Consider the following 25,972-nt stretch of genomic DNA (forward strand, 5'->3'; position numbering starts at 1 on the left):
GTTTCCGGCCGCTTTCGGGGCGGTGCGGACCCGCGGGGTCAGCGGGTGGTGCGCAGGCCGTCGAAGGCCATGTGGACGACCGCGTCCGCGAGCTGTTCCGAGCCGGTGCCCGGGTGCGGGCGGTACCACTCGACCAGCGAGTTCACCATGCCGAAGAGGAGGCGGGTGGCGAGGCGGATGTCCACGTCCGCCCGCAGGTCGCCGTCCGCGGCGGCGGCCTTGAGCAGGTCCGCGACCTGGTGGTCGAACTCCCGGCGGCGCTCCAGCGCCCACCGCTCGGTCCGGGTGTTGCCCCGCACCCGCAGCAGCAGCGTCACGTACGGCAGCTCGGAGACCAGCACCTCGACCGTGCGGCGCGTGACGTACTCGACGCGCTCGACGGCCCGGCCGCGGACGGCCCCCGGCTCCTCCAGCACTGCGAAGAGCCCGTCGAGGGCGCGGCTGACGGCCCGCCGCAGCAGCTCCTCCTTGCCCGTGACGTGGTGGTAGATCGAGGACTTCGAGATGCCCGCGGCCTTGGAGAGGTGCTCCATCGAGGTGCCGTCGTAACCGCGCTCGTTGAAGACCTGGACGGCCACGGACAGCAGCGTCTCGGGGGTGTAGGTGTCGCGTTTGACCGTCGTCACTGCGTGCCCTCCTCGTCGCCCGCCGCGTAACCCAGCTTGAACAGCGCCAGCGAGGGCGCGTACCGGCCGCCGGGGCAGCGCTCGTCGAGGTGGTGCAGCAGGTCGTAGGCCCAGTCCTGGCCGAGCCGCTCGTGCCATTCGGAGGGGCCCAGCGGGTAGTTGACGCCGAGCCGCATCGCGGTGTCGATGTCCTCGGCGGAGGCCACGCCGCGGGCGACGGCGTCGGCGGTGAGGTCGATCAGCATCGCGACGGTCCGGGCGACGATCATGCCGGGGACGTCGCCGATGACCGAGACCTGCTTGCCGAGCTTCTGGAAGAGGCCGATCGCCTCGGCCAGGGTGCGCTCACTGGTGTCCTCGCCGGCGGAGAGCGCGACCCGGGTGGCGCCCCGGTAGTCGAGCGCGAGGTCGAAGTAGACGACATCCGTGAACTCGACGGAGGTCTTGCCGTCCGCGAGCACCAGCTGCCCCTCCCCGGGCAGCTGGATGTACGGGCCGCCCTGCTCGGTGGCCGTGACCGCGATCCCGGCCTCCTCCAGCAGGTCGGCCAGTTCGGCGGCCGGGCCGAGGTCGCCGACGACGGTCACCTTGTCCGGAGCCTCCTCGGGACCGGCGGTGTGCGGCTGCGCGGCGACGGCCTCCGGGCCGTACGGGAACCAGCCGTGCCCCGACTTGCGGCCCAGGCGGCCCGACTGGACCAGCCGGCGCTGGGCGAGGGACGGGGTGAACTTGGGGCTGCGGAAGAAGGACTCCCACACGGAGCGGGTCACGGCCTCGTTGACGTCCTGGCCGATCAGGTCGGTCAGTGCGAAGGGGCCCATCTTGAAGCCGCCGCTCTCGCGGAGCACGGCGTCGATGGTGGCCGGGTCTGCTCCCTGCTCCTCGTACACCGCGAAGGCCTCGGCGTAGAAGGGGCGGGCGATCCGGTTGACGATGAAGCCGGGGGTGTCGGCGCAGCGGACCGGCGTCTTCCCCCAGCCGAGGACCGTGCGGTACGCGCGCTCGACGGCCTCCGGGGCGGTCGCGGAGCCGCTGACCACCTCGACGAGCGGGAGCAGCGGGGCCGGGTTGAAGAAGTGCAGGCCGAGGAAGCGGCCCGGGTGCGCGAGACCGGCGGCGAGCTCGGTGACGGAGAGGGAGGAGGTGTTCGTGGCGAGCAGCGCGTCCGGCTCCAGCACGTCTTCGAGGGCCGCGAAGAGCGTCTGCTTGATCCCTACGTTCTCGACGACCGCCTCGATGACGAGGGCGGCCCCGGCGAGGTCGGCCAGGGCGCCGGCGGCGGCGATCCGGCCGACCGCATCCTCGGCCTCGGCCCGGTCCAGACGGCCCTTGGCGGCCATCCGCTCGACGCGGTCCTGCACGATGCCGACGCCGTCGGAGGCGAGGGCGGCGTCGATGTCGTAGATCAGCACGCTGTGACCTGCGAGAAGGGCGACCTGGGCGATGCCCTGGCCCATGGTGCCCGCTCCGACGACCGCCACAGTGCGGGACCGCTCGATTCCTGTCATGTCCTGATCCTCCCGCACCGACTTGTCCACAGGTCCGCCGGGCCCTCTTGTCCCGACCGATCGTTCGGTTACTCTAACTCCAGTCTGCTCTCCTTCGCCCGGCTCAACGAGGAGTTGGTCCCTGATGGCCGCCGAGCTCACCGTCCCCCAGCTGTCCGCCAAGCACCGGCCCACTCTGGACCAGGCCCTGTCGGCGATCCGCAGCCGCGCCTACTGGTCCCCGCATCCCGAACACCCCAAGGCGTACGGCGAGACCGCCCCGGCCGACGGGCTGGCCGCCTTCGAGGCGCTCCGCGGGACCCGGCTGGACCTCGGCCAGCCCGGCACCGACGGCTGGACGGGCGCCGAGAAGTCCCCGTACGGCCCCGAGCTGGGCGTCGAGTACCCGCACGTGGACGCGGACGTGCTGCTGCCCGCGATGAAGGCCGGCATGGCCGCCTGGCGCGACGCGGGACCGGAGGCACGCGCCCTGGTCTGCATCGAGATCCTGGCCCGCATCTCGGCCCGCACCCACGAGTTCGCGCACGCGGTCATGCACACCAGCGGCCAGGCCTTCATGATGGCGTTCCAGGCGGGCGGTCCCCACGCGCAGGACCGCGGCCTGGAGGCCGTGGCGTACGCGTACGAGGAGCAGACCCGGGTCCCGGGGCAGGCCGACTGGTCGAAGCCGCAGGGCAAGAAGGACCCGCTGGAACTCGGCAAGACCTTCACCGCGGTCCCCCGCGGCATCGCCCTCATGATCGGCTGCAACACCTTCCCGACCTGGAACGGCTACCCGGGCCTGTTCGCCTCGCTGGCCACCGGCAACCCGGTGCTGGTCAAGCCGCACCCGCGGGCCGTGCTGCCGCTCGCGCTGACCGTGCAGGTGGCGCGGGAGGTCCTCGCGGAGGCGGGCTTCGACCCGAACCTGGTGGCGCTCGCGGTCGAGCGTCCGGGCGAGGGCATCGCCAAGGACCTCGCCGTCCGCCCCGAGATCAAGCTGATCGACTACACCGGCTCCACGGAGTTCGGCGACTGGCTGGAGGCCAACGCCCGCCAGGCACAGGTCTACACGGAGAAGGCGGGCGTCAACACCGTCGTCCTGGACTCCACCGACAACTACAAGGGGATGCTGGCCAACCTGGCCTTCTCCCTGTCGCTCTACAGCGGCCAGATGTGCACCACCCCGCAGAACCTGCTGATCCCGCGCGACGGCATCGCGACGGACGCCGGCCACAAGTCGTACGACGAGGTCGTGGCCGACCTGGCGGCCTCGGTCGGCGGCCTGCTCGGCGACGACGCCCGGGCCAACGCGCTGCTCGGCGCGCTGGTCAACCCGGACGTCAAGGCCCGCCTGGAGGCGGCGGCCGGCCTCGGCGAGGTCGCGCTGGCCTCCCGCGAGGTCGCCAACCCCGAGTTCCCGGACGCGGTGGTCCGCACACCGGTGCTGGTCAAGCTGGACGCCGCCAAGCCGGACCCGGAGGCGCCCTTCCTGTCCGAGTGCTTCGGCCCGGTCTCCTTCGCGGTGGCCGTGGACTCCACGGCGGACGCACTGGACCTGCTGCGCCGTACCGTGCGCGAGAAGGGCGCCATGACGGTGGGCGCCTACACCACCTCCGCGGACACCGAGCGGGCCGTCGAGGAGGTCTGCCTGGAGGAGTCCGCGCAGCTCTCCCTGAACCTGACCGGCGGGGTCTACGTCAACCAGACGGCGGCCTTCTCGGACTTCCACGGCTCCGGCGGCAACCCCGCGGCCAACGCCGCGCTGTGCGACGGCGCCTTCGTCGCGAACCGCTTCCGCGTGGTGGAGGTCCGCCGACAGGCCTAGCCCGCCCGGCCCCGTCCAAACCCTGGACGGGGCCGTCCCTGCGCCGGGCGGAGAGGACCGCGTCGCCTGGCACCGTGCCTCGGGCACCAGGCGCGTGGGCGGGGACTACGGGGCGCCCTGGCCGGCGGGCGGGGGGCCGCCCCAGTGGAAGAGGGTCATGGCCACGCTGGTGGCGAGGTTGTAGCTGGATACCTGGGGGCGCATCGGCAGGGACACCAGGTGGTCGGCCCGAGCGCGCAGCTCGGGGGAGATCCCGTGCCGCTCCGACCCGAAGGCCAGCAGCGCGTCGTCCGGGAGGGTGGTGCCGCGGACGTCCTCGCCCTCCGGGTCGAGCGCGTAGAGCGGCCCGGGCGGCAGCTCGTCCAGGGCGAGGCGTTCGACGGTGGTGGCGTAGTGCAGTCCGGCGCCGGCCCGGACCACGTTCGGGTGCCAGGGGTCGAGGTCGCCGCGGGTCACCACGCCGGTGGCGCCGAAACCGGCGGCGAGCCGGACGACGGCTCCGACGTTGCCGAGGTTGCGGGGGTTGTCGAGCACGACGACGGGCGCGGGCCTGGGCGTCCGCCGCAGGCCCGCGAGGCCCGCAGCGCGGTCGGGGCGTACGGCGAGGGCCGCGACCCCGGTGGGGTGGACGCGGGGCAGCAGCTCCTTGAGCACGGCCGGCCGCACCAGGCGGTCCACGTCGGCCTCGACGTCCGGCGCCAGCTCCCGGGCCAGTGCCCGGACGGCGCCGGGGTCGTCGGCGACGACCAGGCGTACGTCGGCCCCGAAGCGCAGGGCGTGCTTCAGCGCGTGGAACCCGTCGAGGAGCACGAGGTCCGCCCGCCCGGCGTCCTTGCGCCACTGCCGCACCGTCTCGTCCCCGCCCGCCCGCTCGCTCATCCCCCGACCCTACGACGCAACCCCGCCGCCGTCCGCAGCACGGGGCCCGCATTCCGCATTCCAGCCCCGCCGGCGTTTGAGGCGCGGGGTCCGGGGGCGGAGCCCCCGGCTCTTCAGCCCGTCCGGCGTTCGAGGGCCGCGTCCGGATCGGGGTCCGGATCCGGGCAGAGCCCGGTTTCGGGAAGGGGCGGGGCGGGGGAAAGCCCCGCAGGGCTCCGCCGGGGCCGCAGCACGGCAGCCCTGGCGCCGAGCCACACCAGAAACCCGGTCGGCAGGAAGACGGCATCGGCGGCGATCATCGCCAGCGAGAAGAACGGCAGCCCCAGCAGCACCGCGATCCCCGCGTGCTCCAGCATCATCAGAACCAGCAGCACGTTCTTGATCCGCCGGTTGAAAAGCGTGAACGGGAAGGCCACCTGCACCGCCACCGTCCCGTACGACAGCAGCATCACCAGCGTCCCGCTGCCCGCCAGCAGCCCGGACAGCGCCGGCCACGGGGTGAAGTAGTCCAGCCCCAGGGGGTAGTACAGCGCCGTCCCGTCCTGCCACCGCGATCCCTGGATCTTGTACCAGCCGGCCGTCGCGTAGATCAGGCAGACCTCCGCCATGATCACCAGCATGCCCGCGTTGTGCAGCACGTTCGCCAGGACGTCCAAGGCCGCCCGCCCCTCGCCCTCCGGCTCGTAGCGGTCGACCAGCCACCACAGCCCGCAGAGCACCCACACCGCCGCGAACCCCGCGAGCCAGCCGTGGCTGAAGCGCCCGGTGGCCGCCCCGTACGCGAAGACCGCCCCCAGCACCCACCACAGCACCGGCCCGGCCGCCCCCGCCGTCGCGGAGCCCCGCGCACGCGCCCTGCGCGCGTCCAGCGACCACACCTGCGCGCACCGGGTCAGCACCAGGTAGATCGCCACGAGGTGGATGACGTTGTCCCCGCCGTCGCCCATGAACACGCTGCGGTTCTGCAGGGAGAGCACGCCGGCCATGAACACCACGGACGTCGCCCGCGTCCGCCATCCCAGCAGCAGGCCGACGCTCGCCAGCACGGCCACCGCGTAGACGGTCTCGAACCACAGGGCCGAGCCGGACCACGTCAGGACCGTGAAGGCGCCGTTGGAGTCCAGCAGCCGCTCCGCCAGGTCCAGGCTCCAGGGCCCGTCCGGGCCGTACAGCTCGGCCCGGTGGGGGAACTCCCGCAGCAGGAAGAAGAGCCAGGTGCCGGCGAACCCGATGCGCACGACGGCGCTCTGGTACGGGCCCAGCGCCTGCCCGCTCACCGTGGCGACGGCCCTGGTCAGCGCGGCGCGGACCCGTCTCACACCTTCCACCACGGCAGCTCCCGGTAGTACGTCTGGGTGTCGGTGGTCTCGGTGCTCCACTTCGGCGCGGGCACGGCCGTCGTGGCCGAGCGCAGCTGGATCCGCAGGACGTGCCCGCCCCGGTGGTGCGGGGCGAGCCGGTTCACCGCGATGCGCCGCAGGTACTGCTCGGACAGCTCGCCGCGCTCGCCGACGGGCTTCTCGTCCTCGCCGTGGGAGCCGGTGTAGAAGTCCCAGGCCCGGCGCAGCTCGTTCTGCTCGGTGTGGCTCGGCAGCAGGCCGTGCCGGATCGCCGCCGCGTCCTCGGCGCTCAGGTCCCGCCAGCCGGTGGTGATCAGCTCGCCGCCGGCCGTACGCACCTCGGCGCGCACCTCCACGGCGATGTTCTGCTGGAGCGGGTTGGGCGCGAAGAGCTTCCAGTTCTGTTCAAACTCGGGATAGATCCAGGCGTCGATCGTCCCCGCGTGCTGCTTGCTCACCGTGTTGGACGGAGCCACGTGCAGGAAGACAAGGGCGAGGTGCGCGCACGCGGCCAGGCACACGGCGCCCAGGACCAGGGAGGTCACGACCCGGTACGGCGTGGAGAGACCGGCGATTCCGGGCGCCCTCGGGGGTGGCGGAGCGGCCCCTTCGGCGAGCTCGTGCCCGTTCGAATCCATCCCGCCCCGATCGTCCGGCGTCCACAGGGTTGACCACAGAGGTTGACACCCTACGGGCCGCCGACTCACCATTGAAGCGAATGAACCGAACGATCGGTCGGTCGGCTGGACGGACGGTCGGCAAACACTGACAAGGGGCCGGAATGGTGGCAGTGACCCCGGAAACGGGCCCGAACGCGGCCCTGGGGACAGACGGGACGGACGGGACGGGCATGACGGCTGACCTGGGCGCACAGCTCGCAGCGGCGTTCGACGCCGCCGTGGCGGCGGACGAGCGCGTGGAGCCGCGCGACTGGATGCCCGAGCAGTACCGCGCCTCCCTGGTCCGACAGATGGCGCAGCACGCCCACTCCGAGATCATCGGCATGCAGCCCGAGGCCAACTGGATCACCCGCGCGCCCTCGCTGCGCCGCAAGGCCATCCTGATGGCCAAGGTCCAGGACGAGGCGGGCCACGGCCTGTACCTCTACAGCGCGGCCGAGACCCTCGGCACCAGCCGCGACGAGCTCCTCGACAAGCTCCACTCGGGGAAGCAGAAGTACTCCTCGATCTTCAACTACCCGACCCTGACCTGGGCGGACGTCGGCGCCATCGGCTGGCTCGTGGACGGCGCGGCGATCACCAACCAGGTGCCGATCTGCCGCTGCTCCTACGGGCCCTACGCCCGCGCCATGGTCCGGATCTGCAAGGAGGAGTCCTTCCACCAGCGCCAGGGCTTCGAGCTCCTCATGGCCCTGTCCAAGGGCACCGAGGAGCAGCACGCCATGGCGCAGGACGCGGTGAACCGCTGGTGGTGGCCCTCTCTGATGATGTTCGGCCCGCCGGACGACGAGTCGGCGCACTCGGCCCAGTCGATGGCCTGGCGCATCAAGCGCCACTCGAACGACGAACTGCGCCAGCGGTTCGTGGACATCGCCGTCCCGCAGGCCGAAGCCCTCGGCCTGACCCTGCCCGACCCGGACCTGAAGTGGAACGAGGAGCGGGGCCACCACGACTTCGGCGCCATCGACTGGGCCGAGTTCTGGGACGTGCTCAAGGGCAACGGCCCCTGCAACGAGCAGCGGATCGGTCAGCGCCGCAAGGCCCACGAGGAAGGCGCCTGGGTGCGCGACGCGGCCGCCGCGTACGCGCGCAAGCAGGCGGCACAGCAGTCGGCGAAGCCCGCCGGACAGAACGAGGAGGCACGGGTATGACGCAGAACTGGCCCCTGTGGGAGGTGTTCGTGCGCTCGCGCCGCGGCCTCTCGCACACGCACGCGGGAAGCCTGCACGCCCCCGACGCGGAGATGGCCCTGCGCAACGCCCGCGACCTCTACACCCGGCGCAACGAGGGCATCTCGATCTGGGTGGTCCCCTCCACCGCGATCACCGCCTCCTCGCCGGACGAGCGGGACCCCTTCTTCGCCCCGTCCGCCGACAAGCCGTACCGGCACCCCACCTTCTACGACATCCCGGAGGGAGTGAGCCACCTGTGACCGGCCTCGACACCAACCCCGCCACCACCACCGCGGCGGCCCTCGCCCTCGGCGACGACGCGCTGGTCCTCTCCCACCGCCTCGGCGAGTGGGCGGGGCACGCCCCCGTCCTGGAGGAGGAGGTCGCCCTCGCAAACATCGCCCTCGACCTGCTCGGCCAGGCCCGCATCCTGCTGTCCATGGTCGGCGACGAGGACGAGCTGGCGTTCCTGCGCGAGGAGCGGTCCTTCCGCAACCTGCAGCTGGTCGAGCAGCCGAACGGCGACTTCGCCCACACCATCGCCCGCCAGCTCTACTTCTCCGTCCACCAGCACGAGCTCTACACGGAACTCGCCCGCGGGGACGGCCCGTTCGCGCCGCTCGCGGCCAAGGCCGTCAAGGAGACGGCGTACCACCGCGACCACGCCGAGCAGTGGACCCTGCGGCTCGGCGACGGGACCGAGGAGAGCCGGACGCGCATGCAGGCGGCGCTGAAGGCGCTGTGGAAGTTCACCGGGGAGCTCTTCCAGCCTGTGGAGGGGCTCGACGGCGTGGACTGGGCCGCCCTCGAAGAGCGCTGGCTGGCCGCGCTGACCGACGTTGTGGAGCGGGCGGGGCTCACCCTGCCCGAGGGAGCGCGCACCGGCGCCTGGGCGGCCGGGGCCGGCCGCCAGGGCCTGCACACCGAGTCCTTCGGCCGGATGCTGGCCGAGATGCAGCACCTGCACCGCAGCCACCCGGGGGCGTCATGGTGACCACCGCCGACGCCACGACGACCCGCCTGGAGGCCGAGCTGGCCGAGCTGGCAGGGTCCGTCCCGGACCCGGAGCTGCCGGTGCTCACCCTCGGCGAGCTGGGCGTGGTGCGCGGTGTGCGCATGCACGACGACGGCCACGCCGAGGTCACCCTCACCCCGACCTACACCGGCTGCCCGGCCATCGAGGCCATGTCGGCGGACATCGAGCGGGTTCTGACCACCCACGGCATCCCCGAGGTGCGGGTGACCACCGTGCTGGCCCCGGCCTGGTCCACGGACGACATCAGCGCCGAGGGCCGCCGCAAGCTGGCCGAGTTCGGCATCGCCCCGCCCCGGCCGCACGCGGCCGGCGGGCCGGTCCCGGTGACCCTGTCCGTCCGCTGCCCGAACTGCGGATCGACCGACACCGAGCTGCTCAGCCGTTTCTCCTCCACCGCGTGCAAGGCGCTGCGCCGCTGCACCTCCTGCCGCGAACCGTTCGACCACTTCAAGGAGCTGTAGATGGCCGCCCCCCGCCACGGCGCGTTCCACCCGCTGACGGTGGCGGAAGTCGACCGGCTCACCGAGGACTCGGTGGCGCTGACCCTCCGGGTTCCCGAGGACCTGCGCGAGGACTACCGGCACGCCCCCGGCCAGCACCTGACGCTGCGCCGCACCGCCCCCGAAGGCGGTGTCGAGGTCCGCCGCACCTACTCGATCTGCTCGCCCGCCCCGATGTCCGACGGCCCGGGTCCCGCCCGTCTGCGCGTCGGGGTGCGGCTGGTGGAGGGCGGGGAGTTCTCCACCTTCGCGCACAAGGAGATCGCGGCCGGCGACGTGCTGGACGTCATGGTCCCGGCCGGGCGCTTCGTGCTGGACCCCGCCGCGGCCCCGGCCGGCGGGCACTACGCCGCGATCGTCGGCGGCAGCGGGATCACGCCCGTGCTGTCGATCGCCGCGAGCCTGCTGGCCGCGCGGGCCGACGCCCGTTTCTGCCTCGTGCGCAGCGACCGCACGGCCGCCTCGACGATGTTTCTGGAGGAGGTTGCCGACCTGAAGGACCGCTACCCGTCGCGGTTCCAGCTGGTCACGGTCCTCTCCCGGGAGGAGCAGGAGTCCGGGCTGCCCTCCGGCCGGTTGGACGAGGAGCGGCTGACGTCCCTGCTGCCCGCGCTGCTGCCGGTGGAAGAAGTCACCGGCTGGTTCCTGTGCGGGCCCTACGGCCTGGTGCAGGGCGCGGAGCGGGCCCTGCACGCGCTCGGCGTCGCCCGTACCCGGGTGCACGAAGAGATCTTCCACGTCGAGGACACCACCCCCGCGCCGGTCCGCGCGGCGGCGTCCGCGGCCGCCGCGGCCGGCCGGGTCACCGCACGGCTCGACGGCCGCTCCGGCACCTGGCCCGTCCAGGAGGGGGAGTCCCTGCTGGACGCGGTGCTCCGCAACCGCGCGGACGCCCCGTACGCGTGCAAGGGCGGCGTCTGCGGCACCTGCCGGGCGTTCGTGGTGTCCGGCGAGGTCCGGATGGACCGCAACTTCGCCCTGGAGGCGGAGGAGACGGACGCCGGCTTCGTCCTGGCCTGCCAGTCGCACCCCGTCACCGAGGAAGTGGAGATCGACTTCGACCGCTAGTCCCCGGCGCCGGCTGTCCCCGACTGTCCTCCCCTGTCCATTTTCAGGAACGTGTTCTATCTTGACGCACCGTCAGGTCAGAACGGGAGGACAGGCAGTGGACTTCACCTTCACCGAGGAGCAGCGGGCCGCCGTCGAGGCGGCCAGGGCCGTGTTCGCGGATGTCGCGCCCGACAGCGTGCCCAGCCCCGCCCTCACCCCGGGCGCGGTCGCCGACGACTTCGACCGCCGGCTGTGGTCCAAGCTCGCCGCGTCCGACCTGCTGGGCCTCGTCCTCGCCGAGGAGCACGGCGGCGCGGGCTTGGACACCCTCGCCCTGTGCCTCGTGCTGCGCGAGGCCGCCCGGGTGCTGGCCCGGGTCCCGCTGCTGGAGCACTGCGCGACCGCCATGGCCGTCCAGGCGCACGGCAGTCCCGAACTGGCCGCCGCACTGCTGCCCGCCGCCGGGCGCGGCACGCTCGTCCTGACCGCCGCCGCGCACGGCCGCTCCGGCCACGACCCGGCCGAACTCTCCGTCACCGCACGCCTCGACGGCGAAGCGTGGATTCTGGAGGGCACCCAGACCGCCGTCCCCTGGGCGCACACCGCCGACTGGATCGCCGTACCGGCCCACACCGGCGAGGGCGACGCCGTCCTCGCACTGGTCCCGCGCACCGCCGGGGGCCTCGCCCTCGCCGAGCAGGTCTCCACCAGCGGGGAGCGGTTCGCCGAACTCGCCCTGGACGGCGTACGGGTGGAGCGCACCCACCTGATCGACACCCCGGGAGCCTGGGAGCGGCTCCACCAGGTCCTCACCACCGGCACCTGCGCCCTGGCGCTCGGGCTGGGCGAGGCCGTCCTCGGCATGACGAGCCAGTACACCAGCAAGCGCGAGCAGTTCGGCTTCCCAGTGGCCACCTTCCAGGCGGTCGCCGTCCAGGCCGCCGACCGCTACATCGACCTGCGTGCCATGGAGGTCACGCTGTGGCAGGCCGCCTGGCGGCTCGATGCCGCCACGGGCGGCGCCGGCGGTCCGCTGCCGAGCACCGGTGACGTGGCGGTCGCCAAGATCTGGGCCTCGGAGGGCGTACGCAGGGTCGTACAGACCGCCCAGCACCTGCACGGCGGCTTCGGCGCCGACACCGACTACCCGCTGCACCGCTACCACGCCTGGGCCAAGCAGCTGGAGCTCCAGCTGGGCCCGGCGGCCGCGCACGAGGAGGCCCTGGGCGACCTGCTGGCCGCCCACCCCCTCGCCTGAGACCGCAGGGCTCGGAGCGGTCGCTCAGAGGACGAAGGCCGGGTTTCCGTTGTCCGTCACCATCGGCCGCCCGGCACCGTCCCAGGCCTGCATCCCGCCGTCGACGTTCACGGCGTCGATGTCCTGGCGCACCAGGTACTGGGTGACCTGGGCGGAACGCCCGCCGACCCGGCACATCACGTAGACGCGGCGGCCGTCCTCGACGGCCTCCGTCAGCTCGCCGAAGCGGGCCACGAAGTCGCTCATCGGGATGTGCAGAGCGCCCTCGACGTGCCCGGCCGCCCATTCGTCGTCCTCACGGACGTCGAGGACGAAGCCTTCGGAGGGCACCGCGGCGGCGTCCACCGAGGGAAGCGGTCCGAAGTTCATAACTGTCGCCTTCTCTCTTCACAGGTCTGCTGCCAACCTATCCGACCCGCAGATCCGGCCACGTCACGCGGACAGCCGCGGTCCCGCCCGGCACTCACCCGGCACCCACCCGGCTCTCACTCGGCGGCGAGCTCAGCCGCCAGCTGCGCCTCGCGCTCGGAGACCTGCGCCAGCAGCTGTTCCGCGATCTCCTCCAGCAGCCGGTCCGGGTCGTCGGGAGCCATCCGCAGCATCGACCCGATCGCGCTCTCCTCCAGCTCCTTCGCCACGAGCGCCAGCAGCTCCTTGCGGCGGGCCAGCCACTCCAGCCGGGCGTACAGCTCGTCGCTCTCGCCGGGTGCGGAGGCCTCGGGCACCGGCCCGGCCGCCCACTCGTCGGCCAGCTCGCGCAGCAGCGCCTCGTCACCCCGCCCGTAGGCGGCGTTGACCCGCGCGATGAACGCGTCGCGGCGCTCCCGCTCGTCCTCCTCCTGGGCCAGGTCGGGGTGGGCCTGGCGGACCAGCTCGCGGTAGAGGCGGCGTACCTCCTCCGAGGGCCGGACCCGCTCCGGCGGCCGCACGGGCCGGTCGGTGAGCATCGCGGCGGCATCGTCGGAGATGCCTTCGGAGCCCAGCCAGTCGTGGAACAGCTCGTCCACCCCGGGCATCGGCATGACCAGCGAGCGCGCGTCCCGGGCCCGCCGCAGGTCCTCGGCCTCACCGGTGCGCGCCGCCTTCGCCTCGGCGATCAGCGCGTCCAGCTCGTCGAGCCGCGTGTACATGGGGCCGAGCTTCTGGTGGTGCAGGCGGGAGAAGTTCTCCACCTCCACGCGGAAGGTCTCCACCGCGATCTCGAACTCGATCAGCGCCTGCTCGGCGGCCCGTACGGCCCGCTCCAGGCGCGCCTCGGGGCGCTCCTCACCAGTGACGGAGGAGTCGCCGGACCCGCCGGGGACTGTCTGCTCAGGGTGCTCGGTCTGCTCGCTCACCCGGCCAGGGTACGGCCCGCCCCCGTGGGCGATGTTTCACGTGAAACATCGCCCGTCGTGCAGCAGCCTGCGCGACCGCGCGACCTACACCCCGGTCTCCGCGGCGATCCGGCCGGCCCGCACCGCAGCCACCAGGTCGGCGTGGTCGGCCTCGGTCCGGTCGGCGTAGGCCACCGCGAAGGCCGCCATCGCCTCGTCGAGCTCCTCGTTCTTGCCGCAGTAGCCGGCGAGCAGGCGGGGGTCGGCGCTGTGGGCGTGCGCCCGGGCCAGCAGGGCCCCGGTCATCCGCCCGTAGTCGTCGATCTCGTCGGGTGCCAGCGCCGCCGGGTCCACGCTGCCCTTGCGGTTGCGGAACTGGCGGACCTGGTACGGGCGCCCCTCCACCGTGGTCCAGCCCAGCATGATGTCGGAGACCACCTGCATCCGCTTCTGCCCGGCCACCACCCGGCGGCCCTCGTGCTCCTCCGGCGCCGAGGTGAAGCCCAGCGAGGGCAGGTGCGGGAGCAGCACCGAGGGCCGCGCCTCCTTCACCTGGAGGACCAGCGGTTCGTCCCGGTGGTCGAGCAGCAGGACCACGTACGAGCGGGTGCCGACGCTCCCGGTGCCCACCACGCGGAAGGCCACGTCGTGGATCGCGTACCGGGCCAGCAGCGGCAGCCGGTCGCCCTGCAGGGTCTGCAGGTAGGGGCCGAGCGAGGCCGCCACGGCCGCCGCCTCCGCGTCCGTGACGCGGCGCAGCACGGGCAGCGCGTCGACGAAGCGGCGGCCGCCGTCCGGCCCGGTCTCGGTCGACCTGGTGGCGAACCGGGCCGAGGTGTTGTTGCGGGCCTTCTCCGAGACCCGCTCCAGGGTGCCCAGCAGATCGCGGGCATCGGCGTGGGAGACCAGTTCCTCGTCGGCGATGGCGTTCCAGGCGTCGAGCGCGGGGAGCTTGGACAGCAGTCGCATGGTCCGCCGGTAGGCGCCCGCGGCGTCGAACGCGGCCGCGCGGCAGGTGTCCTCGTCCGCTCCGGCCACCCGGCCGGCCAGCACCAGCGAGGCCGCCAGCCGCTTCACGTCCCACTCCCACGGACCGAACACGGTCTCGTCGAAGTCGTTCAGGTCGATGACGAGCCCGCCCCGGGCGTCCCCGTACAGGCCGAAGTTCGCCGCGTGCGCGTCGCCGCAGATCTGCGCGCCCACGCCCGTCACCGGTCCGCCGGACAGGTCGTGTGCCATCAGCCCGGCCGCCCCGCGCAGGAACGCGAAGGGGTTGGCTGCCATCCGGCCGACCCGTATCGGTGTCAGCTCCGCCACCCGCCCGGCGTTGGACTCCTCCACCGCCCGCACCGCGTCCGGCCGCCCGGCCGGCACCTCGAAGCCGGCGTGCGCCGCCCTCGGCAGGCGGGCGCGCAGCGCCTTGCCCGCCTCCTTCGGCGAGTCCGCCGCCACGCGCGGCGCGAACCCCGCCACGTCCGGAATCCGCTGTCCCGCTGTCGCCGCCATCGGCGCCGCCCCCACCCGTTCAATTTGATCGCTTCGAGAACGGGCTGACCGTATCTACAGCCCGGCGTCCCTGGCCAGCAGTGCCGCCTGAACCCGGTTCTCGCAGCCCAGCTTCGCGAGGATGCGGCTCACGTACGTCTTCACCGTGGCCTCGCTCATGTGCAGGCGCCGGCCCGCGTCCGCGTTGGACAGACCCTCCCCGAGCAGCGCCAGGACGCCCCGCTCGCGCTCGCTCAGCTCGGCGACCTGACGGCGCGCCTCCTCACCGCGCACGGCGGCCCTCCCGGACGCCAGCTGGTCCACCACGTGCCGGGTGGCGCCCGGCGAGAGGTAGGCGTCCCCGGCCGCGGCCGCCCGGACCGCCCCGATCAGCTCGCCCGGCGCCGAGTCCTTCAGCAGGAACCCCGCCCCGCCCTGGCCCAGCGCCCGCAGCACGTTCTCCTTCTCGCCGAAGGTGGTCAGGATCAGGGCCCGTACCTCCGGGGCGGCCCGCCGCAGCTCGCCCAGCGCGGTCAGGCCGTCCATCACCGGCATCTGGATGTCGAGGAGCATCACCGCGGGGGCGTGGGCGAGGGCCAGATCCACCGCCTCCCGGCCGTTCGCCGCCTCCGCGACGACCTCGATGTCCGGCGCCGAGGTCAGGATCATCCTGATCCCGGCCCGGATCAGCGGCTCGTCGTCGGCGATCACCACTCTGATCACTTCGGCTGTCACCCCGTGCTCCTACTGCTTGACCTCGTACGCCTGCTTGTCCACGAGCTTGCCGTCCTTGAAGCAGAACCGGAAAACCAGGTCCGTGGACAGTGTGTTGCCGGTCTGGTCGCTGGCCAGCAGCACCAGGCACTCCGAGCCCTCCGGCCGGGGCGGCCCCTTCCGGTCGGCGCCTGCGGTCAGAAAGCTCTCGCCGCTCGGCAGCCGCTCGCGGACCGCCTTCTCGGTCTCGCCGACGTGCACGGCGTCGTACTCGTCCCGGCCGATCATCGCGTCGCCCGCCGAGTCCATCAGCATGACCGCCGCGGCGACCATCACGATCACCAGTACCACCACCGCCGCGAAGGCGATCCCGCAGCCCACCGCTATGCCGCCGCTGCGGCTGGGCACCCGTACGGCCAGCTCCCGGTCGACCGCCGCCCAGTCCATCGGCTGCTGCCCGCCGCGCCGCCCGCGCGTCGGGGGCTGGGTGAGCTTCTGCGCCTGCGCCTGCTGCCCGAAGTCGTCGGCCATGTCCTGGGCGCCGGCCGGCTCCGTGCCGTACGGCAGCACGCCGGCCACCCGGAACCCGCCGCCCTCGGCGGGACCCGCATGCACCATGCCGCCGACCAGCCGGGCCCGCTCGCGCAGCCCCGTCAGCCCCTGCCCGCCCGACACCACGTCCTCGGCCGGGCCGGCCGACGGCCCGTTGGCGATCTCCACCACCAGCGAGTCGTCCTCGTAGCGCAGCTCCACCGTGATCGGTGCCCCCGGGGCGTGCTTGTAGGCGTTCGTCAGGGCCTCCTGCACGATCCTGTAGGCGGCGTGGTCGCACGCCGCGACCAGCGGCCTCGGCCGCCCCGAGGTCTTCATCCGCACCTCGGTCCCGGCGCCCCGGGCAGCCTCCACGACCCCCGCGATGCCGGCCACCCCGCGCGCCGCGGGCTGGGCCTCCTCCACCGGCGGGGGCGCCTCCACCCCGTCGCGCAGGATGCCGACGACCTCACGCAGTTCGTGCATCGCGGACACCGAGGCCTGCCGCAGCACGCCCACGGCCTCCCGCTGACGGTCGGTGAGCTCGGGATCCACCTCCAGCGCACCCGTGTGCACGGCGATCAGCGCCAGCTGGTGGCCGAGGCTGTCGTGCATGTCCTGGGCGATGCGCTGCCGCTCGCGCAGCCGCGCCTGCCCGGCGACCATGGCCCGCTCGCGCAGCAGCTGGCCGTTGCGCTCGTGGAGCGCGGCCAGCAGGGTCCGGCGCTGCGACCAGTACCGACTGGCCAGCCCCGGCATCACGGTGACCGCCAGGAACATCAGCGTGGAGAACACGACCACCAGCAGCGGTCGCATCTGCGACCACTGGTCCAGGACACCGAAAGCGAGCGACGCGACGAAGGCCAGCGTGAACGAGCCCAGCGCCCGGCCCACGCCGACGATCCGCCGCCCGGACGACCAGCCCAGCAGTGGCAGGACGAAGAACAGCCCCGGCAGGGCCGAGCTCAGCGCCGAACCGGCCACGAGCGTCGTCGCCGGCAGCCGCCTGCGCAGGAGGGTCAGCGTCACCACGACCACTGCGCCCAGCAGCATCCGCTGCCCGGACCCCCCGTCGAGCTCCTCCACGCCCAGTCCGAGGATGGCCAGCACACCGGCGAGCGCGAGGTCCCCGGCCAGCATCCGCCGCGTCCACGGTTCGGGCCCCCTGAGCCAGTCCCAGCCCGCACGTGTCTTCGCCATCACATCCACGCGCCCGACCCTAGAGACCCGATCCCGGCCCCGGCCGCCCTCTTTCGTCTTGCCCGCCGCGACGAAAGTCGCATCGGGCGGGAGCAGTTGGAGCCGCGCGCGCCTGCGGCCGGCCTCGTCGTGACCGACGCCACACACCGAACACCGAACACCGGACGGCACCTGCCGACATGGCATGGGTCACGCGCACCCGGTCGCGGAGGCAAAGCGAAACGGCCGCCACCGCTTTCGCAGTGACGACCGTCTCGTCTATGTGGGCGAGGGGGGATTTGAACCCCCACGTCCCGAAGGACACTGGCACCTGAAGCCAGCGCGTCTGCCGTTCCGCCACTCGCCCGAGCAGCGTCCCAGTGGCTCTTCCCTTTCGGGCCGTTCCCCTGGCGACGTCGAAACATTAGCACGTAGGACGGGGTGGATTCACATCGCTTTCCCCGCAGCTCCCGGCCCCGGCACGGGCGGCCCCTCCCGCACTCCGCTCCCGGTGCGGGACACTGTTCCCGGAGCGCCCCTACGATCCCTTGTGAGGACCAACACTCGTCCTCACAGGAGCGATGGGGAACCACCCGAATCCGCCACGCGTGGATACGATCAGTAAGCAGTACAGGGCGACAACGACGGAGGAGGTGCCCCATGGGAGTTCTGAAGCGGTTCGAGCAGCGACTCGAAGGTCTGGTGAACGGCACCTTCGCCAAGGTGTTCAAGTCCGAGGTCCAGCCGGTGGAGATCGCCGGAGCCCTCCAGCGGGAGTGCGACAACAACGCCACCATCTGGAACCGCGAGCGGACCGTCGTGCCCAACGACTTCATCGTGGAGCTCAGCGCCGGCGACTACGACCGTCTGAGCCCCTACTCCGGGCAGCTCGGCGACGAGCTCGCGGGCCTCGTCCGCGACTACGCCAAGCAGCAGCGGTACAGCTTCATGGGCCCCATCAAGGTCCACCTGGAGAAGGCCGAGGACCTCGACACCGGGCTCTACCGGGTCCGCAGCCGCACCCTGGCCTCCAGCACCTCACAGCCGCAAGGGGCGCCGCCCTCCCCGGCGAGCGGCTACGGCTACCCGCCGGTCGCCGCACCGCCCATGCCCGCCGGCCCGCCTCCGGGCGGACCCGGCGGACGCAGGCCGGCCCCGGGCGGTCCCGGCGCCCCGGCCCCGGCGGGATCCGGCGGCCCGCGGCGGCACTGGATCGAGATCAACGGCACCCGCCACCAGATCTCGCGCCCGACGCTCGTACTCGGCCGAAGCACCGAAGCCGACGTGCGGATCGACGACCCCGGCGTATCGCGCCGGCACTGTGAGATCCGGACCGGAACGCCCTCGACGATCCAGGATCTCGGGTCCACCAACGGCATCGTGGTGGACGGGCAGCACACCACCCGCGCTACGCTCCGCGACGGCTCGCGGATCGTCGTGGGCAGCACCACCATCATTTACCGGCAAGCCGAAGGGTGAAGCGGGGGCAATGTCAGAGCTGACCCTGACGGTCATGCGGTTGGGTTTCCTGGCCGTTCTGTGGCTGTTCGTCATCGTGGCCGTTCAGGTCATCCGCAGCGATCTCTTCGGTACGAGAGTGACCCAGCGCGGTTCGTCCCGCCGCGGCGGCGCCGGCGGCGCCCCGCAGCAGGGCGGCCGCCAGGCCTCGCCTCCGCAGCAGCGCCAGCGGCGCGGTGCGCCCACCAAGCTCGTCGTCTCCGAGGGCATCCTCACGGGAACCACCGTGGCCCTCGCCGGACAGACGATCACCCTGGGCCGCGCCCACGACTCCACGATCGTGCTGGACGACGACTACGCGTCCAGCCGCCATGCCAGGATCTATCCCGACCGTGACGGCCAGTGGATCGTCGAGGATCTCGGGTCCACCAACGGCACGTATCTCGACCGGACCCGGTTGACCACCCCGACGCCCATTCCGCCGGGCGCACCGATCCGCATCGGCAAGACCGTCATCGAGCTGCGGAAGTAGTACGAGAATGAGCGAGCGGAGCGAGCGCGCGGCGGTGATCCGTGCCACCGAGGACACGGACACGAGCGCGCTCCCGACCGGAGGGTGGGCAGTGTGGCTCGAGACCGGTTGTACCCGGAGGAAGCTTCGTCGACAGGGCAGGTGCGCATGAGTCTGTCCCTGCGGTTCGCCGCCGGATCCCACAAGGGCATGATCCGCGAGGGGAACGAGGACTCCGGCTACGCCGGCCCGCGTCTCCTGGCGATCGCCGACGGCATGGGAGGCCAGGCCGCCGGCGAGGTCGCGAGCTCCGAGGTGATCTCCACCCTCGTGCAGCTCGACGACGACGTCCCGGGCTCCGACATCCTCACCTCCCTCGCCACCGCCGTGCAGCGCGCCAACGACCAGCTGCGCGTCATGGTCGAGGAGGACCCCCAGCTCGAGGGCATGGGCACCACCCTCACCGCCCTGCTGTGGACCGGCCAGCGCCTCGGCCTCGTCCACGTCGGCGACTCCCGCGCCTACCTGCTGCGCGACGGCGTCCTCACGCAGATCACCCAGGACCACACCTGGGTGCAGCGCCTGGTCGACGAGGGCCGCATCACGGAGGAGGAGGCGACGACCCACCCGCAGCGCTCCCTGCTGATGCGCGCGCTGGGCAGCGGCGACATCGTCGAGCCCGACCTCTCCATCCGTGAGGTCCGCGCCGGCGACCGCTACCTGATCTGCTCCGACGGGCTGTCCGGCGTCGTCTCCCACCAGACCCTGGAGGAGACCCTCGCCGACTACCACGGCCCCCGCGAGACCGTGCAGTCCCTGATCCAGCTCGCGCTGCGCGGCGGCGGGCCGGACAACATCACCTGCATCGTCGCCGACGTCCTCGACACCGACAGCGGTGACACCCTCGCCGCCCAGGTCAGCGACACCCCGGTGGTCGTCGGCGCGGTCGCCGAGAACCAGCACCAGCTCTTCGACGGGGGCAACGCCATGCAGTCCGCTGCCGGCCGCGCCGCCGGGCTCGGCCGCCAGGCTGCGCCGCCCGCGGGCTCCTTCGGCCCCCCCGGCAGCGGCGAAGGAGCCGGCTACGGGTACGGCGACCACGGCCAGGGCGGCGGCTACGGCTCCTTCGGCGAGGCCGAGGGCTACGACGCCGACTCCGCTTACGGCGACACGTACGACCACCCCCGCAGGCGCCGCAGCAAAGGGCGCAAGTGGACCACCCGCACACTGACCCTGCTCGTCGTCGCCGGTGTCATCGGCGGCGGCCTCTACGCCGGCTGGCGCTGGACCCAGACCCAGTTCTACGTCGGCGTGAAGGGCGAGCACGTCGCACTCTTCCGCGGCATCAGCCCGAAGCTCGGACCGCTGGAGCTCTCCAAGGTGGAGACCGACCGCCCCGACATCGAACTGAAGTACCTGCCGCCCTTCAAGCGCAAGCTGGTCGAGGCCACCATCAGCGAGGGCAGCCTCGACGGTGCCCGCAAGAAGCTGGACGACCTCGGCGTCCAGGTCACAGCCTGCAAGAAGGACGAAGAGCGCCGAGGCGCCGAGGCGCAGAACAGCCAGACACCCGGCCCCAGCCTGACTCCCGAGGAGCAGCAGCTGGTCGGCCTGTGCGGAAAGTAGCCCGCGGGCACAGGGGGCCTGCCACACCATGAGCGTTGTCACCAATACGACCACCATCGGCGCCATCGAGCTGCCGAGCCGGCGGAACACCGAGCTCGTGCTGCTCGCCTTCGCCGTGGTCATCCCGATCTTCGCCTACGCCAACGTGGGTCTGGCGATCCACGGCGAGCTGCCCCCCGGCATGTTCGCGTACGGGGCGGGCTTCGCCGTCCTCGCCGGGATAGCGCACGTCGTCGTACGCCGGTACGCGAAGTACGCCGACCCGCTGCTGCTGCCGCTCGCCACCCTGCTGAACGGCCTCGGCGTCGTCCTGATCTGGCGCCTGGACCAGTCCCAGCGGCTGCAGAACCTCGCCAAGCGCAGCTTCGGCGACTTCTCGCCCTCCGCGCCCCGCCAGATGATGTACACCGCGCTGGCGATCGCCCTGTTCGCCGCCGTACTGCTGATCCTCAAGGACCACCGCGTCCTGCAGCGGTTCACGTACATCTCCATGGCCGGCGCGCTGGTGCTGCTGATCCTGCCCGTCGTCCCGGGCCTGGGCGCCGACGTCTTCGGCGCAAAGATCTGGATCAGCGTCGGCGGCTTCTCCATCCAGCCCGGTGAGTTCGCCAAGATCGTCATTGCGATCTTCTTCGCCGGCTACCTGATGGTGAAGCGCGACGCGCTCGCGCTGGCCAGCCGCCGCTTCATGGGCCTGTACCTGCCGCGCGGCCGCGACCTCGGCCCGATCCTGATGATCTGGGCGATGAGCCTGCTGGTGCTGGTCTTCGAGAACGACCTCGGCACCTCGCTGCTCTTCTTCGGCATGTTCGTGATCATGCTGTACGTGGCCACCGAGCGCACCAGCTGGATCGTCATCGGTCTGCTGATGTCGGTCGGCGGCGCGGTCGTGGTGGCCTCCTTCGCCAGCCACGTCCAGGCCCGCGTCAACGCCTGGCTCGACCCCTTCGGCTGCTACGCCACCTCGGGCGCCTGTGAGCAGGTCGGCCAGTCCATCATGAGCTTCGGCTCCGGCGGGGTCCTCGGCGCCGGATGGGGCCAGGGCAACTCCGACCTCATCGGCTTCGCCGCCAACTCCGACTTCATCTTCTCCACCGTCGGCGAAGAGCTCGGCCTCTCCGGTGTAATGGCCTTCCTGCTGGTCTACGGGCTCATCATCGAGCGGGGCGTGCGCACCGCCCTCGCCGCCCGCGACCCCTTCGGCAAGCTCTTCGCCATCGGCCTCTCCGGCGCCTTCGCGCTCCAGATCTTCGTCGTCGCCGGCGGAGTCATGGGGCTCATCCCCCTCACCGGCATGACGATGCCCTTCCTCGCGTCCGGCGGTTCCTCCGTCCTCGCGAACTGGATCCTCATCGCCGTCCTCATCCGGATCAGCGACACCGCCCGCCGCCCGGCACCGGCTCCCGCCCCGTCCCCCGACTCCGAGATGACCCAGGTGGTCCGCCCGTCATGAACAAGCCCCTGCGCCGCATCTCGCTGTTCTGCGGGCTGCTCGTCCTCGCGCTGCTGATCCGGACCAACTGGCTGCAGTACGTCCAGGCCGAGGAACTCAGCACGCGCAAGGAGAACCGACGGGTCCAGATCGCCCAGTACGCCACCGAGCGCGGCAACATCATCGTCCAGGGCGAGCCGATCACCGGTTCCACGGTCACCGACGGCAGCGACTACAAGTACAAGCGCACCTACAAGGACGGGGCGCTGTGGTCCCCGGTCACCGGGTACGCCTCGCAGGCCTTCGGCGCGACCCAGCTCGAATCGCTCGAGGACGGCATCCTCACCGGCAACGACGACCGGCTGTTCTTCGACCGCACCATCGGCATGTTCACCGGCGAGAAGAAGCAGGGCGGCAACGTCGTCACCACGCTCAACCGCGCCGCGCAGCAGGCCGCCTTCGAGAAGCTGGGCACCAAGAAGGGCGCGGTCGCGGCCATCGACCCGCGCACCGGTGCCATCCTCGCGCTGGTCTCCACGCCGTCGTACGACCCGTCCAGCTTCGCCGGCAACTCCACGGCGGACGGAAAGGCGTGGAACGAGCTGAAGGACAGCGAGGACAAGAAGCTCGTCAACCGCGCCCTGCGCGAGACCTACCCGCCCGGCTCCACCTTCAAGGTGGTCACCGCCGCGGCCGCGCTGGAACACGGCGTGGTCCAGGGGATCGACGACCCGACGGACACCCCCGAGCCGTACATCCTCCCGGGCACCAAGACCCAGTTGCCCAACTCCCACACCGGTTGTGAGAAGGCCAGCCTCAACGAGGCGCTGCGCATCTCCTGCAACTCCGTCTTCGCGAACCTCGGCGACAAGGTCACCCGCGACAAGATGGTGGAGACGGCCGAGAAGTTCGGCTTCAACAACGACAAGATCGACACTCCGGTCCGCGCCTTCGCCAGCGTCTACGACAAGAAGATGGGCAAGGACGGCAACGCCCAGAGCGCGATCGGGCAGTTCAACACCGCCGCCACCCCGCTGCAGATGGCCATGGTCACGGCGGCGATCGCCAACGACGGCAAGCTGATGAAGCCCTACATGGTGGACAACCTCACGGCTCCCAACCTGGACATCATCGAGAAGCACGAGCCGCAGGAGATGAGCCGGCCGCTGTCCGCGGGCAACGCGCAGAAGGTCCAGCAGATGATGGTCAACGTCGTCGAGAAGGGCACCGGCGAGAAGGCCAGGATCAAGAACGTGACGGTCGGCGGCAAGACCGGTACCGCCCAGCACGGCGAGGGCAACAAGAAGCGCCCGTACGCCTGGTTCATCTCCTACGCCGAGAACCCGGACGGCACTTCGCCCGTCGCCGTCGCCGTCGTGATCGAGGACAGCGAGGGCACCGCCCGCGACGACATCAGCGGTGGCGGTCTCGCCGCTCCCGTCGCCAAGGCGGTCATGGAAGCGGTGCTGGGAAGCCAGGGGTGAACAGGGGGATCACAGGCCGGAATACGTGACGCAGGTCACTGAATCCGACCCGGATCCGAGCGTACGGTACCGGTCCAGTATCAGCCTGTGGCCACGAACCGATCACGGACGATCGGCCGGTAGCCTTTGCGCGAACAGCACACCGCCGGACCACACACAGGTGCGGTCGGGACTGACGGAGAGGGCTGCAACGTTATGGAAGAGCCGCGTCGCCTCGGCGGCCGGTACGAGCTGAGCCACGTGCTCGGCCGCGGTGGCATGGCCGAGGTCTACCTCGCCCACGACACCCGGCTCGGCCGTACCGTCGCCGTCAAGACCCTGCGTGCCGATCTCGCCCGCGACCCGTCCTTCCAGGCCCGGTTCCGGCGCGAGGCCCAGTCGGCCGCGTCGCTGAACCACCCCGCGATCGTCGCCGTCTACGACACCGGCGAGGACTACGTCGACAACATCTCCATCCCGTACATCGTGATGGAGTACGTCGACGGCTCCACCCTGCGCGAACTGCTGCACTCGGGCCGCAAGCTGCTGCCCGAGCGCACGCTGGAGATGTGCATCGGCATCCTCCAGGCCCTCGAGTACTCGCACCGCGCCGGCATCGTGCACCGCGACATCAAGCCCGCCAACGTGATGCTGACCCGCACCGGCCAGGTCAAGGTCATGGACTTCGGCATCGCCCGCGCCATGGGCGACTCCGGCATGACCATGACGCAGACGGCCGCCGTGATCGGCACCGCCCAGTACCTCTCCCCGGAGCAGGCCAAGGGCGAGCAGGTCGACGCGCGCTCCGACCTCTACTCCGCGGGCTGTCTGCTCTACGAGCTCCTCAGCGTGCGACCCCCGTTCGTCGGCGACTCCCCGGTGGCCGTGGCGTACCAGCACGTACGGGAAGAGCCGCAGCCCCCGTCGAACTTCGACCCCGAGATCACCCCCGAGATGGACGCCATCGTCCTCAAGGCACTGGTCAAGGACCCCGACTACCGCTACCAGTCGGCGGACGAGATGCGCGCCGACATCGAGGCCTGCCTCGACGGCCAGCCCGTCGCCGCCACCGCCGCCATGGGCGCGGCCGGCTACGGCTACCCGGACCAGGGGCACGGCTACGGCCCGCAGGGCTACGACCAGCCCACCACCGCCCTGCGCGCCACCGACGCGGGCGCCCAGACGTCGATGATGCCGCCCATGCCCCCGGGCGACGGCGGCTACGGCTACGGCGACCAGGGCCACGGCGGCTACGACCAGGGCTCGAACCGCCGCCAGAACCAGAAGAAGAGCAGGGCGTCCACCGTGCTGCTCGTGGCGGCCGGCATCCTCGTCCTGGTCGGCGCGATCCTCATCGGCCGCTCCCTCTTCGGGGACACGGCCGACAACCGGCCCACCGTGCCCAAACTCGTCGGCCAGACCCTGGAAGTGGCGACGAAGAGCGGCGTGAACTCCAAGCTGAAGGTGGTCAAGGGCGCCGACGAGCCCTGCGACGACCAGCCCAAGGGCAACGTCTGCAAGCAGGACCCGGCGGCCGGCCTCAAGGTCGAAGAGGGATCCACGGTCACGGTGACCATCTCCTCGGGCGCCCCGAAGGTGTCCGTCCTCGACGTGCTCAACATGAAGTTCGAGGACGCGGAGAAGGCGCTGCGGGAAAAGGGCTTCCAGGTCGACCGCAAGAACCAGGAGTCCGAGCGCACCCCGGGAACCGTCCTGGAGCAGAACCCGAAGGCCGGCTCCGAGGCGGAGAAGAACAGCGTGATCACGCTGACGGTCGCCAAGGAGCAGTCCAAGTCCGAGGTCCCCGAGCTCAAGGGCAAGACCAAGGACGAGGCGGAGAAGGCGCTCAAGGCCGTCAACCTGCGGCTCGGCAGCGTCACGGAGTCCGACCAGCAGCCGGGAGCAGCTCCGGGCACGGTCATCAGCCAGCAGTTCGCGGCGGGCCAGCAGCTGGAGCAGGGCAAGACGGTGAACATCAGCATCGCCAAGGCCGCCCAGGCCACCGTCGTCCCGCCCTTCGCCAACCGCACCGTGGGCCAGTACAAGGACGACCTCAAGCGCGCCAACCTGCGGGTCGGTATCGTCACCGGTCCGTCGGACGACAACGCGATCGTGTTCGGCACCGACCCGCAGCCCGGCACCCCGGGCACCTCGGGGCAGGCCGTGAACCTGTTCACCGTCGCCGGACAGCAGGACGGCGGGAACAACGGCGGCCTCTTCGGCGGCCTGACCGGCGGCGGAGGCCGCCGCTAGCGCCGACCGCGGTACCAGCGCAGGAATGAGGTCCGGCCCCCTCCGGTCGAGAGGGGCCGGACCTTTTCGTACGGCTGGTGGCTTCGTACGACCGGCTCCGATGTGCCGCCAGACGTCCGCCTGCGGCCCTGTCGGGTGCGCCTGGGGA

Annotated in this window: 23 protein-coding genes and 1 tRNA gene; 13 read left to right on the forward strand and 11 right to left on the reverse strand. The window is 71.9% G+C overall.

What is annotated here, in order from left to right; all coding sequences use genetic code 11:
* Positions 1-38: 38 nt before the first annotated feature.
* Both AB0F82_RS33635 and AB0F82_RS33640 read right to left on the reverse strand, forming a co-directional pair.
* The gene (locus AB0F82_RS33635) at positions 39-626 is read right to left on the reverse strand and encodes a TetR/AcrR family transcriptional regulator (protein ID WP_053611666.1); all 588 of its coding nucleotides are present in this window, start codon (positions 624-626) and stop codon (positions 39-41) included.
* Positions 623-2,134: a 3-hydroxyacyl-CoA dehydrogenase gene (locus AB0F82_RS33640; protein WP_362634522.1), complete on the reverse strand. Its 1,512-nt coding sequence runs from the start codon at positions 2,132-2,134 to the stop codon at positions 623-625. The genes AB0F82_RS33635 and AB0F82_RS33640 overlap by 4 nt, the downstream gene beginning before the upstream one ends.
* 124 nt (positions 2,135-2,258) lie before the next feature.
* Between AB0F82_RS33640 and paaN the strand changes: the two genes are divergently transcribed.
* On the forward strand, positions 2,259-3,941 hold the full coding sequence (gene paaN, locus AB0F82_RS33645; protein ID WP_356814469.1) for a phenylacetic acid degradation protein PaaN: 1,683 nt from the start codon (positions 2,259-2,261) through the stop codon (positions 3,939-3,941).
* Between the two features lie 105 nt (positions 3,942-4,046).
* Here paaN and AB0F82_RS33650 read toward each other — a convergent pair whose 3' ends face one another.
* The 3 genes from AB0F82_RS33650 to AB0F82_RS33660 form a co-directional block, all read right to left on the reverse strand.
* Positions 4,047-4,820 (reverse strand): TrmH family RNA methyltransferase, encoded by a 774-nt coding sequence (locus tag AB0F82_RS33650; protein WP_362634526.1) that lies wholly within the window; start codon positions 4,818-4,820, stop codon positions 4,047-4,049.
* A 113-nt stretch (positions 4,821-4,933) separates the two neighbouring features.
* A complete protein-coding gene (locus AB0F82_RS33655; protein ID WP_362634529.1) occupies positions 4,934-6,151 on the reverse strand; it encodes an HTTM domain-containing protein in 1,218 nt (405 codons plus the stop codon).
* Positions 6,136-6,798: a DUF5819 family protein gene (locus AB0F82_RS33660; RefSeq protein WP_362634532.1), complete on the reverse strand. Its 663-nt coding sequence runs from the start codon at positions 6,796-6,798 to the stop codon at positions 6,136-6,138. The genes AB0F82_RS33655 and AB0F82_RS33660 overlap by 16 nt, the downstream gene beginning before the upstream one ends.
* 143 nt (positions 6,799-6,941) lie before the next feature.
* On the opposite strand from AB0F82_RS33660, the gene paaA reads away from it, so the two are divergent.
* The 6 genes from paaA to AB0F82_RS33690 all read left to right on the forward strand — a co-directional run bounded on the left by paaA (position 6,942) and on the right by AB0F82_RS33690 (position 11,856).
* Positions 6,942-7,991: a 1,2-phenylacetyl-CoA epoxidase subunit PaaA gene (paaA, locus tag AB0F82_RS33665; RefSeq protein WP_390075398.1), complete on the forward strand. Its 1,050-nt coding sequence runs from the start codon at positions 6,942-6,944 to the stop codon at positions 7,989-7,991.
* Positions 7,988-8,272 carry a 1,2-phenylacetyl-CoA epoxidase subunit PaaB gene (gene paaB / locus AB0F82_RS33670; protein ID WP_030026914.1) on the forward strand — a complete coding sequence of 95 codons (285 nt, stop codon included), beginning with the start codon at positions 7,988-7,990 and terminating at the stop codon, positions 8,270-8,272. The genes paaA and paaB overlap by 4 nt, the downstream gene beginning before the upstream one ends.
* Complete coding sequence (gene paaC / locus AB0F82_RS33675; RefSeq protein WP_362634536.1) at positions 8,269-9,006, forward strand: 1,2-phenylacetyl-CoA epoxidase subunit PaaC; 738 nt, start codon at positions 8,269-8,271, stop codon at positions 9,004-9,006. Before paaB ends, paaC begins: the two co-directional genes overlap by 4 nt.
* Positions 9,000-9,509: a 1,2-phenylacetyl-CoA epoxidase subunit PaaD gene (gene paaD / locus AB0F82_RS33680; protein ID WP_356814464.1), complete on the forward strand. Its 510-nt coding sequence runs from the start codon at positions 9,000-9,002 to the stop codon at positions 9,507-9,509. The genes paaC and paaD overlap by 7 nt, the downstream gene beginning before the upstream one ends.
* On the forward strand, positions 9,510-10,616 hold the full coding sequence (locus AB0F82_RS33685; protein ID WP_362634538.1) for a 2Fe-2S iron-sulfur cluster-binding protein: 1,107 nt from the start codon (positions 9,510-9,512) through the stop codon (positions 10,614-10,616).
* Between the two features lie 97 nt (positions 10,617-10,713).
* Positions 10,714-11,856: an acyl-CoA dehydrogenase family protein gene (locus AB0F82_RS33690; protein WP_362634540.1), complete on the forward strand. Its 1,143-nt coding sequence runs from the start codon at positions 10,714-10,716 to the stop codon at positions 11,854-11,856.
* A 24-nt stretch (positions 11,857-11,880) separates the two neighbouring features.
* Here AB0F82_RS33690 and AB0F82_RS33695 read toward each other — a convergent pair whose 3' ends face one another.
* From AB0F82_RS33695 to AB0F82_RS33720, 6 genes are all read right to left on the reverse strand, one after another.
* Complete coding sequence (locus AB0F82_RS33695) at positions 11,881-12,225, reverse strand: rhodanese-like domain-containing protein (protein WP_078094686.1); 345 nt, start codon at positions 12,223-12,225, stop codon at positions 11,881-11,883.
* Positions 12,226-12,341: 116 nt separating this feature from the next.
* Positions 12,342-13,103, reverse strand: a complete 762-nt coding sequence (locus tag AB0F82_RS33700; RefSeq protein ID WP_362634573.1) for a hypothetical protein — start codon at positions 13,101-13,103, stop codon at positions 12,342-12,344.
* A gap of 174 nt (positions 13,104-13,277) precedes the next feature.
* Positions 13,278-14,678 (reverse strand): DUF2252 domain-containing protein, encoded by a 1,401-nt coding sequence (locus AB0F82_RS33705; RefSeq protein WP_362634542.1) that lies wholly within the window; start codon positions 14,676-14,678, stop codon positions 13,278-13,280.
* A gap of 54 nt (positions 14,679-14,732) precedes the next feature.
* On the reverse strand, positions 14,733-15,392 hold the full coding sequence (locus tag AB0F82_RS33710; RefSeq protein WP_362634544.1) for a response regulator transcription factor: 660 nt from the start codon (positions 15,390-15,392) through the stop codon (positions 14,733-14,735).
* A gap of 9 nt (positions 15,393-15,401) precedes the next feature.
* Complete coding sequence (locus AB0F82_RS33715) at positions 15,402-17,102, reverse strand: sensor histidine kinase (protein WP_362634547.1); 1,701 nt, start codon at positions 17,100-17,102, stop codon at positions 15,402-15,404.
* A gap of 263 nt (positions 17,103-17,365) precedes the next feature.
* Positions 17,366-17,448 (reverse strand) — tRNA-Leu (locus AB0F82_RS33720).
* A 293-nt stretch (positions 17,449-17,741) separates the two neighbouring features.
* Between AB0F82_RS33720 and AB0F82_RS33725 the strand changes: the two genes are divergently transcribed.
* From AB0F82_RS33725 to pknB, 6 genes are all read left to right on the forward strand, one after another.
* Positions 17,742-18,560 (forward strand): DUF3662 and FHA domain-containing protein, encoded by an 819-nt coding sequence (locus AB0F82_RS33725; protein ID WP_356814458.1) that lies wholly within the window; start codon positions 17,742-17,744, stop codon positions 18,558-18,560.
* A gap of 10 nt (positions 18,561-18,570) precedes the next feature.
* Entirely contained in the window at positions 18,571-19,071 is a 501-nt protein-coding gene (locus AB0F82_RS33730; protein ID WP_356814457.1) for an FHA domain-containing protein FhaB/FipA, read from the forward strand.
* Positions 19,072-19,164: 93 nt separating this feature from the next.
* Complete coding sequence (locus AB0F82_RS33735; protein ID WP_362634550.1) at positions 19,165-20,676, forward strand: PP2C family protein-serine/threonine phosphatase; 1,512 nt, start codon at positions 19,165-19,167, stop codon at positions 20,674-20,676.
* Between the two features lie 28 nt (positions 20,677-20,704).
* Positions 20,705-22,129 (forward strand): FtsW/RodA/SpoVE family cell cycle protein, encoded by a 1,425-nt coding sequence (locus AB0F82_RS33740; protein WP_362634552.1) that lies wholly within the window; start codon positions 20,705-20,707, stop codon positions 22,127-22,129.
* Complete coding sequence (locus AB0F82_RS33745; protein WP_362634554.1) at positions 22,126-23,592, forward strand: peptidoglycan D,D-transpeptidase FtsI family protein; 1,467 nt, start codon at positions 22,126-22,128, stop codon at positions 23,590-23,592. The genes AB0F82_RS33740 and AB0F82_RS33745 overlap by 4 nt, the downstream gene beginning before the upstream one ends.
* A 195-nt stretch (positions 23,593-23,787) precedes the next feature.
* Positions 23,788-25,824 (forward strand): Stk1 family PASTA domain-containing Ser/Thr kinase, encoded by a 2,037-nt coding sequence (pknB, locus tag AB0F82_RS33750; protein WP_356814453.1) that lies wholly within the window; start codon positions 23,788-23,790, stop codon positions 25,822-25,824.
* The last annotated feature ends 148 nt before the right edge of the window (positions 25,825-25,972 follow it).

The sequence above is a fragment of the Streptomyces virginiae genome (genome assembly GCF_040638905.1).
In the GTDB taxonomy this organism is placed as follows: domain Bacteria; phylum Actinomycetota; class Actinomycetes; order Streptomycetales; family Streptomycetaceae; genus Streptomyces; species Streptomyces virginiae_B.

Coding starts and splice junctions, on each gene's coding strand:
- AB0F82_RS33725 (WP_356814458.1), top strand. CDS start 17,742: ATGGGAGTTCTGAAGCGGTTCGAGCAGCGACTCGAAGGTCTGGTGAAC.
- AB0F82_RS33685 (WP_362634538.1), top strand. CDS start 9,510: ATGGCCGCCCCCCGCCACGGCGCGTTCCACCCGCTGACGGTGGCGGAA.
- AB0F82_RS33640 (WP_362634522.1), bottom strand. CDS start 2,134: ATGACAGGAATCGAGCGGTCCCGCACTGTGGCGGTCGTCGGAGCGGGC.
- paaB (WP_030026914.1), top strand. CDS start 7,988: ATGACGCAGAACTGGCCCCTGTGGGAGGTGTTCGTGCGCTCGCGCCGC.
- AB0F82_RS33650 (WP_362634526.1), bottom strand. CDS start 4,820: ATGAGCGAGCGGGCGGGCGGGGACGAGACGGTGCGGCAGTGGCGCAAG.
- AB0F82_RS33705 (WP_362634542.1), bottom strand. CDS start 14,678: ATGGCGGCGACAGCGGGACAGCGGATTCCGGACGTGGCGGGGTTCGCG.
- AB0F82_RS33730 (WP_356814457.1), top strand. CDS start 18,571: ATGTCAGAGCTGACCCTGACGGTCATGCGGTTGGGTTTCCTGGCCGTT.
- AB0F82_RS33740 (WP_362634552.1), top strand. CDS start 20,705: ATGAGCGTTGTCACCAATACGACCACCATCGGCGCCATCGAGCTGCCG.
- paaD (WP_356814464.1), top strand. CDS start 9,000: ATGGTGACCACCGCCGACGCCACGACGACCCGCCTGGAGGCCGAGCTG.
- paaN (WP_356814469.1), top strand. CDS start 2,259: ATGGCCGCCGAGCTCACCGTCCCCCAGCTGTCCGCCAAGCACCGGCCC.
- AB0F82_RS33660 (WP_362634532.1), bottom strand. CDS start 6,798: ATGGATTCGAACGGGCACGAGCTCGCCGAAGGGGCCGCTCCGCCACCC.
- pknB (WP_356814453.1), top strand. CDS start 23,788: ATGGAAGAGCCGCGTCGCCTCGGCGGCCGGTACGAGCTGAGCCACGTG.
- AB0F82_RS33745 (WP_362634554.1), top strand. CDS start 22,126: ATGAACAAGCCCCTGCGCCGCATCTCGCTGTTCTGCGGGCTGCTCGTC.
- paaA (WP_390075398.1), top strand. CDS start 6,942: ATGGTGGCAGTGACCCCGGAAACGGGCCCGAACGCGGCCCTGGGGACA.
- AB0F82_RS33695 (WP_078094686.1), bottom strand. CDS start 12,225: ATGAACTTCGGACCGCTTCCCTCGGTGGACGCCGCCGCGGTGCCCTCC.
- AB0F82_RS33715 (WP_362634547.1), bottom strand. CDS start 17,102: ATGGCGAAGACACGTGCGGGCTGGGACTGGCTCAGGGGGCCCGAACCG.